This window comes from Pseudomonas fluorescens (assembly GCF_001902145.1).
Classification (GTDB): Bacteria; Pseudomonadota; Gammaproteobacteria; order Pseudomonadales; family Pseudomonadaceae; genus Aquipseudomonas; species Aquipseudomonas fluorescens_BV.
This window is the reverse complement of the sequence record NZ_MRST01000026.1, coordinates 186,061-199,678: the sequence shown is the minus strand read 5'-3', so window position 1 is coordinate 199,678 and position 13,618 is coordinate 186,061. Positions and strand designations below refer to the sequence as shown.

Here is a 13,618-nt window from a genome sequence, read left to right as displayed (position 1 = left end):
AAATGTACATCCGACGCAGCGGTGCGCCTGGAATGCCTTCGCGAGCAAGCTCGCTCCTACAAGGATTTCGGCAATCAACCTGGATCGCGGAAGCCTGGGTGAAAATCTTTGGGCACCGCCACACTGACCTTGCTGTTAGTGGCGATATCGATCCCTTCGCTGGCCACCTCGGCCAGGAAGTCGATCTGCTCGGGGGTAATCACATAAGGCGGCAGGAAATACACCACGCTGCCCAATGGTCGCAACAGCGCACCGCGTTCCAGGGCGTGCTCGAAGACCTTCAGGCCGCGGCGCTCCTGCCACGGGTAGGCGGTCTTGGTGGCTTTGTCCTGCACCATCTCGATGGCCAGCACCATGCCGGTCTGGCGCACTTCGGACACGTGAGGGTGGTCCACCAAGTGCGCGGTGGCGGTCGCCATGCGCAGGGCCAGGGCCTTGTTGTTTTCGATGACGTTGTCTTCTTCAAAGATATCCAGCGTCGCCAACGCCGCCGCACAGGCCAGCGGGTTGCCGGTGTAGCTGTGGGAGTGCAGGAAGGCACGCAGTGTGGGGTAGTCGTCGTAGAAAGCGCTGTAGACCTCTTCGGTGGTGACCACGGCGGCCAGCGGCAGGTAACCGCCGGTGAGGGCTTTGGACAGGCACAGGAAGTCCGGGCGGATGCCGGCCTGTTCACAGGCGAACATACTGCCGGTGCGGCCAAAGCCCACGGCGATCTCGTCGTGGATCAAGTGCACGCCATAGCGGTCGCAGGCTTCGCGCAGCAGCTTGAGGTACACCGGGTGGTACATGCGCATGCCACCGGCGCCCTGGATCAGCGGCTCGACGATCACGGCAGCGACGGTGTCGTGATGCTCGGCCAGGGTCTGCTCCATCGCCAGGAACATGGTGCGCGAGTGTTCTTCCCAGCTCATGCCTTCGGGGCGCAGGTAGCAGTCGGGGCTTGGCACCTTGATCGTGTCGAGCAGCAACGCCTTGTAGGTCTCGGTAAACAGCGGCACGTCGCCCACCGACATCGCGGCGATGGTTTCGCCGTGGTAGCTGTTGGTGAGGGTGACGAAGCGTTTTTTGTTCGGCTGGCCGCGGTTGAGCCAGTAGTGAAAGCTCATCTTCAGCGCCACTTCGATGCAGGACGAACCGTTATCGGCATAGAAGCAGCGGGTCAGCCCTTCGGGTGTCATCGCGACCAGGCGCTCGGACAGCTCGATCACCGGTTGATGGCTGAAACCGGCGAGGATCACGTGCTCCAGCTGATCGACCTGATCCTTGATGCGCTGGTTGATACGCGGGTTGGCGTGGCCGAATACGTTGACCCACCAGGAACTGACGGCATCGAGGTAGCGCTTGCCTTCGAAGTCTTCCAGCCATACGCCTTCACCGCGCTTGATGGGCACCAGCGGCAATTGCTGGTGGTCTTTCATCTGGGTACAGGGATGCCACAGCACGGCGAGGTCGCGTTGCATCCACTGGTTGTTCAAGCCCATCGGTGATCTCCTCGAAGCGGTCCTGCGGCCGGCGCAGGCGAAACAATCGCGCAAGCCTATGCAATGGTGGCTTGGGTCACAAGCCATTGTGGGGAAATTGACGGTAAATGCAGGACGATCTGTCACGTTTCTTGGGGATAGTCTTAATCCCTTGTTAATTTATGATGCATAGCCTCTTTATCGTATTTCTCGATATTTCAAAGCAAAATTTTCCGCTTTAATTCGATAGGTAAAACGCTAGTCTTGGGCACAGTTCTTACGGGATTAAGTACATGCAGCTACGCAATTCGCCGGCCCGCTACGGTTGGGTCAGCATGGTTCTGCACTGGGGCATAGCCTTGGTGGTGTTCGGTTTATTCGCCTTGGGCTTGTGGATGGTCGGCCTCGACTATTACAGCGCCTGGCGCAAAGATGCGCCTGACTTGCACAAGAGCATTGGCATCACGCTGTTCGCCATCATGCTGGTGCGGATCGTCTGGCGCCTGGTCAGCCCGCCGCCACCGCCGCTGGCCAGCTATAGCCGTATGACGCGGATCGGTGCCGCATTTGGGCACGCGTTCCTTTATGTTGGGTTGTTTGCCGTGATGTTTGCCGGTTACCTGATTTCCACCGCGGACGGTGTCGGGATCCCGGTGTTTGGCCTGTTTGAAATTCCTGCCGTGGTTTCCGGTCTACCGGACCAGGCAGATACCGCCGGTTGGGTGCATTTGTACCTGGCCTGGGTGTTGGTGGTCTTCGCCGGCTTGCATGGCGTGGCCGCGTTGAAACACCATTTTATCGATCGTGATGCGACCCTTTCGCGAATGCTGGGACGCAAAGCCTGATGTTCAACCTCGACTCACAAGGAAAAGAAAGCATGTTGAAAAAAACACTCGCTGCGCTGGCAATCGGTTCTGCCCTGCTGTCCGCAGGTTCGGCGATGGCCGCTGACTACGTGATCGACAAGGAAGGCCAGCACGCCTTCGTCGATTTCAAAATCAGCCACCTGGGCTACAGCTACATCACCGGTACCTTCAAAGACCTGGATGGCAAGTTCAGCTTTGACGCTGCCAAGCCCGAAGACGCCAAGATCGAAGTCAACGTGCGCACTGCCAGCGTGTTCTCCAACCACGCCGAGCGCGACAAGCACGTCAACAGCAAGGACTTCCTGGAGTCGGGCAAATTCCCTGATGCCAAGTTCGTCTCTACCAGCGTCAAACCAACCGGCAAAAATGCTGATGGCAAGCTGACTGCTGATGTGACCGGGGACCTGACCTTCCACGGCGTGACCAAGCCTATCCTGGTCAAGGCCACGTTCCTCGGCGAAGGCAAGGACCCATGGGGCGGCTACCGTGCCGGCTTTGAAGGCACCACCAACATCAGCCGCAAGGAATTCAACAAGGACGGTATGGACGTAGGTCCACAGTCTGACAACGTGCAGTTGTACATCACGTTTGAAGGTGTGAAAGCGAAGTAATGCTTCGTATGTAGGAGCGAGCTTGCTCGCGAAGGCCGCAAGGACACCGCGTTAAACCAGGATACCCGCGTTATCGTTGACGACCTTCGCGAGCTAGCTCGCTCCTACAGGCAAAAAAAACCCGTATCTCGCGATACGGGTTTTTTTTATGCTTCGCGGTTGCGAGTCAGCAGCGCTGGTTTTTCACCACGAGGACGGCCTGGCAGTTGATCCAACTGCTCAGGTGTCGGGAAGCGATCCGCTTTCGACTCCTTGTGGATGATCTTCGGCGCCGGGCCACCACGTGGGTTTTGTACTGCAGGCTCGGACGAGCGAGGCTGATCGTCACGGGCCGGGCGGCGGTTGTTGCTGCGTGAATCTTCGCGACGGGCCTGGCCGTCACGCGGTGCGCCATTACGCGGGCCGCTGCGCTTGGCAGGCGGAGTACCCGTGGTGCCGCCGCTGCTGTTGCGCGGAGCGTTCTGGCGAGCACCCTGTGGCTGGCCGCTACGTGGAGCGCCTGCGCCCTGGGCCGGAGCCCCTGGACGACGGCCACGGCCCTGGGCCGGTTTGGCCTGGGGCACGTAGTCGACGCGGTTACCGAAGTTATCGATATCGTCGTCAAGGAACTCGTCCGGGGCACGGTCGGCCGCGGCGCGTGGTGGCTGGCTCGGCTGGCGCTGTTCGCGGGCCGGGGTGCCTTCACGGGGCTTCTGCTCACGGGCCGGGCGTTCGCCACGGCTGCTGGTCGCGGATTTTTCCTTGCCCTTGTCCTTGCCTTTGTCGCGACGACCACCGCCACCACCGCCGCCGTTCGGGCCATCGCCCTTCGGACCACGTGGGTTGCGAGGGTTGCGCACGTCTGGACGCTCGCGCGCTTCTGGCTTCTCGGCCTCCACGGCGCTGGCATCGAAGCCCATCAGGTCGCCGTCGGCGATTTTCTGCTTGGTCATGCGCTCGATGCTTTTCAGCAGTTTTTCTTCGTCCGGCGCGACCAGCGAAATGGCCTCGCCCGAACGACCGGCACGGCCCGTACGGCCGATACGGTGCACATAGTCTTCATCGACGTTTGGCAGCTCGAAGTTGACCACATGTGGCAACTGGTCGATATCCAGGCCGCGTGCGGCGATATCGGTGGCCACCAGGATACGCACGCTGCCGGCCTTGAAGTCGGCCAGGGCTTTGGTGCGGGCGTTCTGGCTCTTGTTGCCGTGGATGGCGACGGCGGTGAGGCCGTGCTTGTCCAGGTACTCGGCCAGGCGGTTGGCGCCGTGCTTGGTGCGGGTGAACACCAGCACCTGTTCCCAGGCACCCTGGGTGATCAGGTGCGCCAGCAGCGAGCGCTTGTGGCTGGCGGCCAGGCGGAACACGCGTTGCTCGATACGCTCGACCGTGGTGTTCGGAGGCGTGACTTCGATGCGCTCCGGGTTGTGCAGCAGCTTGCCGGCCAGGGCGGTGATGTCGTTGGAGAACGTTGCCGAGAACAGCAGGTTCTGACGTTTGGCCGGCAGGCGGGCGAGGACCTTTTTCACGTCATGGACAAAGCCCATGTCGAGCATGCGGTCGGCTTCGTCCAGCACGAGGATTTCCACGTGGGACAAATCGACGCTGCCTTGGCCGCAGAGGTCGAGCAAACGACCCGGGCAGGCCACCAGCACATCGACGCCACGGGACATGGCCTGAACCTGTGGGTTCATACCGACGCCGCCGAAGATGCAGGCGCTGACGAACTTCAAGTCGCGGGCATACAGCTTGAAGCTGTCGTGCACTTGGGCGGCGAGTTCGCGGGTTGGGGTCAGGACCAGTACACGCGGTTGGCGCGGGCCGTGACGTTGGGATTTGTCCGGGTGACCGTTGGGAAACAACCGCTCCAGGATCGGGAGGGCGAAACCGCCGGTTTTACCAGTACCTGTCTGAGCCGCGACCATCAGGTCGCGACCTTGCAACACGGCGGGAATGGCCCGCTGTTGCACCGGAGTAGGCTCGGTATAGCCCGCTGCCTCGATGGCGCGGACTAAAGCCTCGGAGAGACCGAGGGAAGCAAAGGACATGAGTAATCCTGTTTTAGTTAGGGCTTGGCCCAAAGGGATAATCTTGCCGGGCGTGAATGGCGCTTAGGGGAGCGCAACCCCGTCCGGTCCTGCTGCGTCTGGCGGGCACTCCACCGGCTCGCGCGGGCTGCAAAGCTGCGCAGTAGCTGGGTTGGGTGCCGTTTTCAAGACCCGAGCGGCCGGGCGTAAGCCTGGCGGAAAGGCCGCAGTATAACAGAGCAATCACTGCGCGCTGCTTTCCTGCTGCTCAACGGCGTGTTCGGGCGCTAGTATGGGTGCCGTTTGCTCGTGTATCCGGCCATATTTGGCGCTCAATGTGGCATAGGCCGGCTCTTGCTTGAAGCGCTTGAGCTCGGCGGCAAAGCGTTGCACCAGCAGGTCCATGCCTGCGCCACGGCGTACCGCAAGAAATTGCTGCTGGCGGTTGACCACCACCGACGCCTGGCTGACTTTACCTTCCAGGTCCAGCGCCTTGATCACGTGGTGCCCCACGCGCCGGTCAGTCACCACCATATCCACGCGCCCCAGCATGAGTTTGCCAAAGTTGGCTTCATGGCTGGGGGCGGGTTCGCGCTGGAAGGTGTTGGACTTACTGAACGCGTCGCCATAAAGGTAGCCAGGGGAAACGCCAATGGTCAGGCCGCGCAGGTCGTCGAGCGTGGCGGCGGGGTGAGGGCGCTCGTTGGCATAGAACAAGACAAATTCGACTTCCGACAACGGCTCGCTGGGATAGAGCAGCAACGCGTCGCGCTCCTGGCTGTGAAAGATATCCAGCGCGCCGTCGGCGTGGCCCTGCTCGAGCATCGCCAGACAGCGCTTCCAAGGGAGGAACTGCCATTGCACGTCCACCCCCAGGCGCTGGAACACGATCAGGGTGGTTTCATAATCCAGGCCGGCCATGGTGCCGTTGTCTTCGTAGACATAGGGCGCCCAGGGTTCGGTGACAATGCGCAGTTTCTCGCCATGAGCGGCCAGGCTCAGGCAAGAAAACAGCACAGCGGTCAACAGCTTGAAGAGGACGGGCATACCCTGAGGTTACGACGCTCCCCACAGAAAGAGAAGCTCTGGCACGCGCATTGGCGGGCGGTCCTACTTCGCGGGAGCGTTCAGCAGGTGTTCGTGGATCGCGGTCCGGCGCTCACCCAGAATCAAACGCACCACAGGGTTGGCGAACCAGTGTTCCAACTGGTGGGCATCAATCGGGCGCTTCTGGCGTTCTTCCTGGTTTTGTCGGGCCTTGTCCCACCAAACCGGGCCGCACGCCTGGTCGAACTCGTTTTCGTGTTCGTAGCAGCCGTAGAGAATCTCGCGGATGAACTGTTGCTGGTGCTTGGGCAGCAGCAGGGTGATCAGCTTGTACATCAAACGCTGCAAACGCGGCGGGCGCGGCAGGTGCGAGGAGACCTGGCGCGTATCGGCCAGGGCTTGTGCACTGGTGGGTGCGCTGGCGTGCTTGGCGATCCACGCCTTGACCTTGGCCCGGAACAGCTGTTTGCGGCTCCAGTAATGGTGGATCAGGTCCGGGCACTCGCGCACCTTCACGGTGCGGTAGGCGGCGATGGACAGGCAGAACTCTTCCAGGGTGTAGGCGCCCTGGGCGTGGGGGAACAGCTCATCCATCAACTCGATGGAGCGGTCGAGGATGTGCGCATCCTGTTGGGTCAAGCCCATGACGCCGGAGTTGAGGGTCATCATGTCATCGTCGGCCACGCCCATGTCCAGCAGGCGCTGGCGCAGGGCGGTGTAGAGGATGCTTTCGTGGTTGTCGCCGTACTTGGTGTAGAAGGCGTTGCACAGCAAGGTGCCGGGCTGTACGCGTTCGAACAGGGCCATGGGCGAGTGATGGAAGAAGGTGTCGGTGTCGATCAACAGCGCCACCGGGGATTCTTGCAGCACCTGGCGCAGCACCACGTGTTTGGTGCGAAAGTGATAGCCGTGGGGCTCGCTCCAGCGTCTGCGGGTGGCCTCGTCCAGCGGGCGGACGCGCACCGGCAGCAAGCGATAGGGCTCGGGGTTGTCGCTGAATACCTGAATGTCGATGTTCGCGTCCGGCGTGCCCTGCAGGAATGCCAGTGCGCTGGCGATGCTGAATACGGCTTCCTGATGGTAGGTGTCAGCGCCGAAGACCAGGTAGACCAGTTGCGGGCGGGACGTCGAGGGCACTGTATTCATGGACTGCGGGGTTCCGTGGGTAACGTAAAACGACAAAGGCCCTCGTCAGAACGAGGGCCTTGGTACAACCGGTCAAGCGTTAACGTGGCAGCTTGAGGTTGTTCCAGATGGCAAGGCTGGGTTCAGCCTGGTTCAGGGTATAGAAATGCAACCCTGGTGCACCACCTTGCAACAATTGCTCACACATCTCGGTGATGACCTGCTCGCCGAACGCCTGGATGCTTTTGACGTCATCGCCATAGGCTTCCAGTTGTTTGCGCACCCAGCGTGGGATTTCGGCGCCGCAGGCGTCGGAGAAGCGCGCCAGCTTGCTGTAATTGGTGATCGGCATGATGCCCGGCACAATCGGGATGTTTACGCCCATCGCCCGTACACGCTCGACGAAGTAGAAGTAGCTGTCGGCGTTGAAGAAATACTGGGTGATTGCACTGTCGGCGCCGGCATTGGCCTTGCGCACGAAGTTCTGCAAATCGTCTTCGAAATTGCGCGCCTGAGGGTGCATCTCCGGGTAAGCGGCTACTTCGACATGGAAGTGATCGCCACTTTCTTCACGGATGAAACTCACCAGGTCGTTGGCGTAGCGCAGCTCACCGCTGGCCATGCCCATGCCGGACGGCAGGTCGCCACGCAGGGCAACGATGCGCTTGATGCCTGCGGCTTTGTACTGGGTCAGCAGGCCACGCAGGTCGGCTTTGCTGTCGCCCACGCAGGACAAATGCGGCGCGGCGGGAACTTTGACTTCACTTTCCAGCTGCAACACGGTGTTGATCGTGCGATCACGGGTCGAACCGCCAGCGCCGTAGGTGCAGGAGAAGAAATCAGGGCTGAAGCTGGCCAACTGCTTGGCAGTCGCCATCAGTTTTTCATGCCCAGCATCGGTCTTGGTCGGGAAGAACTCGAAGCTGTAGCGACGGTCTTGGGACATGGTAATAACCCTATGAAACTTAGATACCGGAAGTCATGCACCGATTTAATGTGGGAGCGGGCTTGCTCGCGAAAAGGGGCGTCTCAGTCACCAAATACATCAACTGACACACCGCATTCGCGAGCAAGCCCGCTCCCACACAAGCCCGCTCCGCAGTGAGAGCGGCCGGTTACTTAGTAGCGGTAAGCGTGCGGCTTGAACGGACCTTCAACCGTCACGCCGATGTAGTCGGCCTGGGTCTTGGTCAGTTGAGTCACCACGCCGCCGAAGCCGCGGACCATTTCCAGGGCCACTTCTTCGTCGAGTTTCTTCGGCAGTACTTCCACGGTCAGGCGCTCGGCTTTCTGGGCTGGCGACAGGTCGGCGTACTTCTGTTGGAACAGGAAGATCTGCGCCAGCACCTGGTTGGCGAACGAGCCATCCATGATGCGGCTTGGGTGACCAGTGGCGTTGCCCAGGTTCACCAGGCGGCCTTCGGCCAGCAGAATCAGGTAGTCATCGTTCTGTGGGTCGAAATCACCAGCGCCGGTACGGTGAACCTTGTGTACCTGCGGCTTCACTTCTTCCCATGCCCAGTTCTTGCGCATGAAAGCGGTGTCGATCTCGTTGTCGAAGTGACCGATGTTGCAGACAACGGCGCGCTTCTTCAGGGCCTTGAGCATGTTCGCATCGCACACATTCACGTTACCGGTGGTGGTGACGATCAGGTCGATCTTGCCCAGCAGGGCTGCGTCGATGCAGGCGGAGGTGCCGTCGTTCTGGCCGTTGATGAACGGCGAAACCACTTCGAAACCGTCCATGCAGGCTTGCATGGCGCAGATCGGGTCAACTTCGGAGACCTTGACGATCATGCCTTCCTGACGCAGGGACTGGGACGAACCCTTGCCCACGTCACCGTAGCCGATCACCAGGGCTTGCTTGCCCGACAGCAGGTGGTCGGTGCCGCGCTTGATCGCATCGTTCAGGCTGTGACGGCAGCCGTACTTGTTGTCGTTCTTGCTCTTGGTCACCGAGTCGTTGACGTTAATGGCCGGGATTTTCAGCTCGCCCTTGGCCAGCATGTCCAGCAGGCGGTGTACACCGGTGGTGGTCTCTTCGGTCACGCCGTGGACGCGGTCGAGGATCTGCGGGTATTTCTTGTGCAGCAACTCGGTGAGGTCGCCGCCGTCGTCGAGGATCATGTTGGCATCCCAAGGCGCGCCATCCTTGAGGATGGTTTGCTCCAGGCACCACTCGTACTCTTCTTCGGTCTCGCCTTTCCAGGCGAATACCGGGATACCGGCGGCAGCGATAGCGGCAGCGGCCTGGTCTTGAGTCGAGAAGATGTTGCAGGACGACCAACGCACTTCGGCACCCAGGGCAACCAGGGTTTCGATCAGCACGGCAGTCTGGATGGTCATGTGGATGCAGCCGAGAATCTTGGCGCCCTTGAGCGGCTGCTCAGCGGCGTACTTGCGACGCAGGCCCATCAGGGCTGGCATTTCGGATTCGGCGATAAAGGTTTCGCGACGGCCCCATGCAGCAAGGGACATGTCGGCGACTTTGTAGTCGTTGAAATCTGCAGGCGTCATTACAGCGCTCATAGAGAGCCTCCATTCGTAGTGTGCGAATGGGCGCCGTTGTGCGTTTAGTATCAGGCCAGGGCAACCAGGCCGGACAACGCCCCATCCGAGCCTGACAGGTTGAACCTGCTGCAGCGCCCCTCGGACAGGTGGCGGGAGAACGGTATCAATCGAAGATGACCGTTTTGAAGCGGAGGCGATTATAGCCGTGTAAGCGGCACTTCCCAAGCCTTTCTGTCGGCGGCATGAAGATCGTTCATGGGCTTGATAGCTAATGGCTCATAGAGCTTGGGTCCTTGCTCTGCCATGATGTTGCCTATCATTTGGCAAGACGCTTTGGAGTGACCATGAACTTCCACACCCGCAAATGGGTAAAACCCGAAGACCTCAACCCCAACGGCACACTGTTCGGCGGCAGCCTGTTGCGCTGGATCGACGAAGAAGCGGCCATCTACGCCATTGTCCAACTTGGCAACCAGCGCGTAGTCACCAAGTACATCTCGGAAATCAACTTTGTCAGCGCCTCGCGCCAGGGCGACATCATCGAGCTGGGGATCACGGCCACCGAGTTTGGCCGTACCTCTATTACCCTGACCTGTGAAGTGCGTAACAAGATCACGCGCAAAAGCATCCTGACTGTAGAAAAAATGGTCTTCGTCAACCTGGGCGAAGATGGCTTGCCAGCGCCTCACGGCCGTACCGAAATCAAGTACGTGAAGGACCAGTTCCAGGACGACAGTCTTCCCGAGTGACAGCTGCGTGGCGTGGTTTGCGTGACCAAGTCATTCCACATGGAGCTATCCGAGGGTCGACGTGTTCCGGTTTAGTTGCAGTGCCACTGAACAGCCATCGTCGTGGCGTGTCGTAGCTACAGGCACCCCTCGGACTCTGGTACATCATGGCCACTCAAGCAGACGGCAAGACCCCCAACCTGTCGCAGGAAGAGCAACAGGACGTTGATGACAACCAGCCGCCTCGAGCGGCTGTACTACACGAAATTATTCGCACCCAGGGTGATCAGGAACTGGAGCGCAATGTGGCCGCGCTGTGGTGGTCGGCGCTGGCCGCCGGCCTGACCATGGGCCTGTCGCTGATGGGCATGGGGCTGCTCAATTCGCGCCTGCCGGACGGTGAGGAGTTCAAGGTAATCGCCAGCTTTGGCTATTGCGCGGGCTTTCTCGCAGTGATTCTTGCTCGTCAGCAATTGTTTACCGAAAACACCCTGACTGCCGTGCTGCCGGTGATGAGCAAACCGACCCTGGCCAATGCCGGGCGCTTGTTACGGCTGTGGACGGTGGTGCTGGTGGGCAATCTGTGTGGCACCTTGCTGGTGGCTTACGTGATCCTGCACCTGCCGATCTTCGATACCAAGACCGACCTTGCCTTTCTCGAGATCGGGCGCAAGGTCATGGAGAACGACCCCGCACAGATGTTCGCCAAGGGCATTGTCTCCGGTTGGATGATCGCCACCATGGTCTGGATGATCCCGTCGATGGAGAGTGCCAAGCTGTGGATCATCATTCTGATCACCTACTTCATGGCGCTGGGGGACTTCACCCATATCGTCGTCGGTTCAGCCGAAGTGTCCTACCTGGTGTTTGCCGGCGAGTTGCCGTGGAAGGATTTCTGGCTGGTCTTCGCCGGGCCCACCCTGGCCGGCAACATCATCGGCGGTAGTTTCATCTTCGCGCTGATCAGTCATGCGCAGATTCGCAGCGAAAGCAGCCTGCCAGGTAAAAAGGCTGCGGACCCGAGGCATCCGCAGCAGATCAACAAGGATCAGTGATGCTCAGGCGTGGCCTGGGGTTCGTCCCGGGTCACGTGCTTGACCAGCTTGCCGATGCTCAACCCCTGCAATAGGATCGAAGACAGCACCACGATGTAGGTGATGCTCAGCAACAAGTCACGCTCCGGGCCCAGAGGCAGGGCCAAGGCCAGTGCCACCGAGACGCCGCCGCGCAGGCCACCCCAGGTGAGGATGCGGATAGTGCCGCGTGGCACCGTGCGCCAACGGCGCAGCAACAGGATCGCCGGGGCCACGGTCAGCAGGCGCGAGAGCAGGATCGCCACCGCCAGCAGGCTGGCCGCGAACACGTGCAGCCAGTTGAATGGCAATAGCAGCAGCTCCATGCCGATCAGCGCGAACAGCAAGGCATTGAGCATGTCATCGAGCAGTTCCCAGAAACCATCCAGGTAGCGACGCGTCATGTCGTTCATCGCCAGTTTGCGCCCCAGGTTGCCGATGATCAGCCCCGCGACCACCATCGCAATCGGTGCGGACACATGCAGCTCCGAGGCCATGGCCGAGCCGCCGATCACCAGGGCGAGGGTCAGCATGACTTCGATCTGGTGCTGTTCGATGCTCTTGATCATCAGGTACACGAGATAGCCGATCAGCCCGCCAAACAGCACGCCGCCAATGGCTTCGTGGGCAAACAGCATGGCCGTGGCGCTCACGGTGGGCGTCTCACCCAACTGCGCGATACCCAGCAGCACGGTAAACACCACCACGGCGGTGCCGTCATTGAACAGCGACTCGCCGACGATGGTGGTTTTCAGCGGTTTGGAGGCATTGGCGGTCCGTAGCACGCCGAGCACCGCAATGGGGTCGGTGGGGGAAATCAGCGCACCGAACAGCAGGCAGTAAAGGAAGCTCACGTGCCAGCCAAACAGGGCGAAGATGTAGTACGCCAGGCTGCCGATCACCACAGTGGCGATCAATACGCCAAAGGTTGCAAGCAGGCCGATGGGCCAGCGGTAGCTGCGCAAGTCGTTCAAGTTGACGTGCAAGGCGCCGGCGAACAGCAGGAACGACAGCATCCAGTTCATCAGCAAATCGCCGAAGTCGATCTGGCCGATCAACTGCTGGATACGTTCCTCTAAGCCTGGGTAGCCGAGCACGCTCAGGCCTTGCAGGATCAGCGAGAACAACAGTGCGGTGACCATCACGCCAATGGTGGGCGGCAGGCCGATAAAGCGGAAATTCACATAAGTGAGCAGGGTGGTGAGGCAGATGAAGGCGGCGACAAGTTCAAGCATCCGGGGTCCTTGGGGCGGGGATATATAGGTGCACGGGGGTGCGTCGAATCAGTCTTTAGTATAAACATGTGCTGTTACATGGCGTATCAATTAAGGAGGTTCTGGTGGTAGCGACAGCCCTGGTGCTGGTAGCGGCGCTGTTGCATGCGACGTGGAACACCTTGATCAAGTTCAGTGGCGAGCGCCTTTTAGTCATTGCCTGCATGGACAGTGTGGCGCTGTTGTTCGTGGTATTCGCGGTGGGCTTCGTGTCCTCGCCGCCGCTGGACATCTGGCCGTGGATCATGGCCTCTGCGCTGTTTGAATTGCTCTATCGCTATTTGTTGATCCAGGCCTATCGGGTGGGTGACCTGGGCCTGGTGTACCCGTTGATGCGCGGTCTGTCGCCGCTGGTGGTGCTGGTGCTGACCCTGGTGTTTGCCGGCGAAGTGCTGAGCACCCAGCAGATTCTGGGAATCCTGCTGATTCCGTTCGGCATGGTGTGCCTGCTGTGGCAGGGCGGCGGCGGTGACCGGTTGCCCTGGTCGATGCTGCCGGTGGTGTTGTTGATTGGTCTGTGCATCGGCTGCTATACCTTTCTGGACGGGCAGGCGCTGCGGCGTTGGTCGCCCCCGCTGGATTACCTGGTGTGGTTGACGCTGATCAGCGCCTGGCCGTTTCCGTTGCTGGCGCTGGTGCGCAAGCGTGCAGCCTTCAGCCTGTTCTGGCGCACCCAGTGGCGGTTGGGGTTGAGCGTGGGGCTGTGCGTATTGTTGAGCTACGCTTTGGTACTTTGGGCCATGCAGTTGGGCTCGATTGCCGAAGCCGCCGCCCTGCGTGAAGTCAGTGTGATCCTGGTGGTGCTGTTCGGCATGCGTTACTTGAAAGAACCTTTTGGCCGTCCACGGCTCATAGCCTGTGGGTTGGTGTTGATTGGCATGTTGGTGATGAAACTCTAACCGTCGGATAAAACT

Annotated in this window: 12 protein-coding genes and 1 riboswitch; of the genes, 5 read left to right on the top strand and 7 right to left on the bottom strand. The window is 60.3% G+C overall.

The window, feature by feature from the left end; translation table 11 throughout:
* Positions 1-74: 74 nt before the first annotated feature.
* Positions 75-1,481 carry an adenosylmethionine--8-amino-7-oxononanoate transaminase gene (locus tag BUE92_RS20345; RefSeq protein WP_073525938.1) on the bottom strand — a complete coding sequence of 469 codons (1,407 nt, stop codon included), beginning with the start codon at positions 1,479-1,481 and terminating at the stop codon, positions 75-77.
* A gap of 272 nt (positions 1,482-1,753) precedes the next feature.
* Here BUE92_RS20345 and BUE92_RS20340 point away from each other — a divergent pair, with 272 nt between their 5' ends.
* Positions 1,754-2,305 (top strand): cytochrome b, encoded by a 552-nt coding sequence (locus tag BUE92_RS20340; protein WP_073525937.1) that lies wholly within the window; start codon positions 1,754-1,756, stop codon positions 2,303-2,305.
* A 32-nt stretch (positions 2,306-2,337) separates the two neighbouring features.
* Positions 2,338-2,937, top strand: a complete 600-nt coding sequence (locus BUE92_RS20335; RefSeq protein WP_014720298.1) for a YceI family protein — start codon at positions 2,338-2,340, stop codon at positions 2,935-2,937.
* A 146-nt stretch (positions 2,938-3,083) separates the two neighbouring features.
* On the opposite strand, the gene BUE92_RS20330 is transcribed toward BUE92_RS20335, so the two are convergent.
* The 5 genes from BUE92_RS20330 to ahcY form a co-directional block, all read right to left on the bottom strand.
* Positions 3,084-4,967 (bottom strand): DEAD/DEAH box helicase, encoded by a 1,884-nt coding sequence (locus BUE92_RS20330; protein ID WP_073525936.1) that lies wholly within the window; start codon positions 4,965-4,967, stop codon positions 3,084-3,086.
* A gap of 222 nt (positions 4,968-5,189) precedes the next feature.
* Positions 5,190-5,993: a substrate-binding periplasmic protein gene (locus BUE92_RS20325; protein WP_073525935.1), complete on the bottom strand. Its 804-nt coding sequence runs from the start codon at positions 5,991-5,993 to the stop codon at positions 5,190-5,192.
* 63 nt (positions 5,994-6,056) lie between these two features.
* The gene (locus BUE92_RS20320) at positions 6,057-7,139 is read right to left on the bottom strand and encodes a hypothetical protein (RefSeq protein WP_073525934.1); all 1,083 of its coding nucleotides are present in this window, start codon (positions 7,137-7,139) and stop codon (positions 6,057-6,059) included.
* Positions 7,140-7,218: 79 nt separating this feature from the next.
* Positions 7,219-8,064, bottom strand: a complete 846-nt coding sequence (gene metF, locus BUE92_RS20315) for a methylenetetrahydrofolate reductase [NAD(P)H] (RefSeq protein WP_073525933.1) — start codon at positions 8,062-8,064, stop codon at positions 7,219-7,221.
* Between the two features lie 173 nt (positions 8,065-8,237).
* Positions 8,238-9,647: an adenosylhomocysteinase gene (gene ahcY, locus BUE92_RS20310; RefSeq protein WP_073525932.1), complete on the bottom strand. Its 1,410-nt coding sequence runs from the start codon at positions 9,645-9,647 to the stop codon at positions 8,238-8,240.
* Between the two features lie 21 nt (positions 9,648-9,668).
* A riboswitch (S-adenosyl-L-homocysteine riboswitch) is annotated at positions 9,669-9,775 on the bottom strand.
* A gap of 198 nt (positions 9,776-9,973) precedes the next feature.
* Here ahcY and BUE92_RS20305 point away from each other — a divergent pair.
* Entirely contained in the window at positions 9,974-10,378 is a 405-nt protein-coding gene (locus tag BUE92_RS20305) for an acyl-CoA thioesterase (protein WP_065871910.1), read from the top strand.
* Positions 10,379-10,524: 146 nt separating this feature from the next.
* Entirely contained in the window at positions 10,525-11,412 is an 888-nt protein-coding gene (locus tag BUE92_RS20300) for a formate/nitrite transporter family protein (RefSeq protein WP_073525931.1), read from the top strand.
* On the opposite strand, the gene BUE92_RS20295 is transcribed toward BUE92_RS20300, so the two are convergent.
* On the bottom strand, positions 11,406-12,665 hold the full coding sequence (locus BUE92_RS20295) for a cation:proton antiporter (protein ID WP_034128913.1): 1,260 nt from the start codon (positions 12,663-12,665) through the stop codon (positions 11,406-11,408). The two genes, BUE92_RS20300 and BUE92_RS20295, sit on opposite strands and share 7 nt — an antisense overlap.
* 104 nt (positions 12,666-12,769) lie before the next feature.
* Between BUE92_RS20295 and BUE92_RS20290 the strand changes: the two genes are divergently transcribed.
* On the top strand, positions 12,770-13,603 hold the full coding sequence (locus BUE92_RS20290; RefSeq protein ID WP_073525930.1) for an EamA family transporter: 834 nt from the start codon (positions 12,770-12,772) through the stop codon (positions 13,601-13,603).
* Positions 13,604-13,618 lie beyond the last annotated feature (15 nt).

Coding starts and splice junctions, on each gene's coding strand:
- BUE92_RS20345 (WP_073525938.1), bottom strand. CDS start 1,481: ATGGGCTTGAACAACCAGTGGATGCAACGCGACCTCGCCGTGCTGTGG.
- BUE92_RS20340 (WP_073525937.1), top strand. CDS start 1,754: ATGCAGCTACGCAATTCGCCGGCCCGCTACGGTTGGGTCAGCATGGTT.
- BUE92_RS20335 (WP_014720298.1), top strand. CDS start 2,338: ATGTTGAAAAAAACACTCGCTGCGCTGGCAATCGGTTCTGCCCTGCTG.
- BUE92_RS20330 (WP_073525936.1), bottom strand. CDS start 4,967: ATGTCCTTTGCTTCCCTCGGTCTCTCCGAGGCTTTAGTCCGCGCCATC.
- BUE92_RS20325 (WP_073525935.1), bottom strand. CDS start 5,993: ATGCCCGTCCTCTTCAAGCTGTTGACCGCTGTGCTGTTTTCTTGCCTG.
- BUE92_RS20320 (WP_073525934.1), bottom strand. CDS start 7,139: ATGAATACAGTGCCCTCGACGTCCCGCCCGCAACTGGTCTACCTGGTC.
- metF (WP_073525933.1), bottom strand. CDS start 8,064: ATGTCCCAAGACCGTCGCTACAGCTTCGAGTTCTTCCCGACCAAGACC.
- ahcY (WP_073525932.1), bottom strand. CDS start 9,647: ATGAGCGCTGTAATGACGCCTGCAGATTTCAACGACTACAAAGTCGCC.
- BUE92_RS20305 (WP_065871910.1), top strand. CDS start 9,974: ATGAACTTCCACACCCGCAAATGGGTAAAACCCGAAGACCTCAACCCC.
- BUE92_RS20300 (WP_073525931.1), top strand. CDS start 10,525: ATGGCCACTCAAGCAGACGGCAAGACCCCCAACCTGTCGCAGGAAGAG.
- BUE92_RS20295 (WP_034128913.1), bottom strand. CDS start 12,665: ATGCTTGAACTTGTCGCCGCCTTCATCTGCCTCACCACCCTGCTCACT.